At 33.3% G+C, this 1,389-nt stretch carries 2 protein-coding genes; one reads left to right on the top strand and one right to left on the bottom strand.

The window, feature by feature from the left end; all coding sequences use genetic code 11:
- Nucleotides 1-219: 219 nt before the first annotated feature.
- On the top strand, nt 220-645 hold the full coding sequence (locus FTV09_RS17715) for a roadblock/LC7 domain-containing protein (RefSeq protein ID WP_067766334.1): 426 nt from the start codon (nt 220-222) through the stop codon (nt 643-645).
- 14 nt (nt 646-659) lie between these two features.
- Here FTV09_RS17715 and FTV09_RS17720 read toward each other — a convergent pair whose 3' ends face one another.
- Nucleotides 660-1,097: a hypothetical protein gene (locus FTV09_RS17720; RefSeq protein WP_180059007.1), complete on the bottom strand. Its 438-nt coding sequence runs from the start codon at nt 1,095-1,097 to the stop codon at nt 660-662.
- Nucleotides 1,098-1,389: the final 292 nt, after the last annotated feature.

Genomic DNA, 1,389 nt, shown 5'->3' on the forward strand with positions numbered 1-1,389 from the left:
GATCCATGCACGTGTAGCAGTTCTTAACAGATTTACGGAATTAGGTCGACCACTTACCCAAGTTACGCCTTAAATTTGGCTCAATTAGGGGCGCTTTGCATTTCAAATCTTTGTGCAACAAAGCCTATTGATGCTAGAAAGAAGTCCGATATTCTTTTTATTTTTGAAACACTTATTGCTAAAGCTGAAGTTCAACTTTCTATTTAAGGTTATGTCCATATGAGTTTATCTATACGAAAAAGTCGCACAGCACCACAGCTACTCATTGAGCATGCACATAGTTTAATGAAAGAATTAATTATGGATGTTTCAGGCGTTGAGTATGTAATGTTATGCTCAACTGATGGTTTTGAATTAAAGTCCATTCAAAAGAAAAATATTGAGAATTCTGGAAAGCTTGCCGCTGTTAGCAGTTCAATTTTGGCAATGGTTCAAGCATTTACCAATGAAATTAATCTTGTAGGCTGTCAAACAATTACATTAGATGCTGAAAATGGAAAAGCTTTACTTACAGCGATTTCCCATCCCCTACACCCAATGATATTAGTCCTTTTAACCTCTCAAGATGTGTTATTAGGACAATTGTTATACTCACTTAGAAAAGTCAGTGATGAACTTAGCCAATATCAATTACCAAGTTCATAAACAATTTTAAATATTTATTTCATTGAATTTCGGATTGCTTCTTCATCGAAATATTGGGTAAATGCAGAAATTCGTGTGTTTACAGCTGGATTTTGCATAAGGCTTTCTGCAGCGGTTTTTCCTAATAATTCAAATGCATTTGCTAAAGCATTTGTACCTTCATTTTCGGTCACTGCTTTTATTTCAGTTTTACAACGGGTTGTTAATAAATCTTGAAATAATTTTGCCATATTTTTATCTATTTTAGCGACCTCATCTGGGGTTGCTTTATTATATTTTGCAATCTCTGGATGAGCCGAAAATGCTAAATAAATCCAGGCTGTTAAATTTTGGCTTTCTTCAGCTGTTGTCGAATTACTTAGACATTCACTTAACTTATCTTGATAAACACCAGCATTAGTTAACGTTATTGTAGATAATAAGCTTGTCGCTAATAATATTTTCTTGAACATTAAGATTCCCTATAAAAAATTATAAATTTGATGTAATTATACTGTTTTATTCATTTTTCGCCTTAGCTGAAAATGACTTTTCAATGATTAATAATTAAAATTTTCAATGGATTAATTAAAACAAGAATTGGGGTTCTCTTTCATGCTCTTCTTACTTAAAGTTACCATTTCTATTTTTATCGCATAAAAAAATCCCCCTATCTCATAAGAGTTAGGGGGATTTTGAATAATGAGCTGGCGATGACTTACTCTCACATGGGTAACCCCACACTACCATCAGCGCTAAGAGGTT

It is taken from the genome of Acinetobacter sp. YH12227, from assembly GCF_013417785.1.
GTDB classification, from domain to species: domain Bacteria; phylum Pseudomonadota; class Gammaproteobacteria; order Pseudomonadales; family Moraxellaceae; genus Acinetobacter; species Acinetobacter gandensis.

Excerpts from the sequence above, each read along its gene's own strand:
- FTV09_RS17715 (WP_067766334.1), top strand. The coding sequence starts at position 220 with ATGAGTTTATCTATACGAAAAAGTCGCACAGCACCACAGCTACTCATT.
- FTV09_RS17720 (WP_180059007.1), bottom strand. The coding sequence starts at position 1,097 with ATGTTCAAGAAAATATTATTAGCGACAAGCTTATTATCTACAATAACG.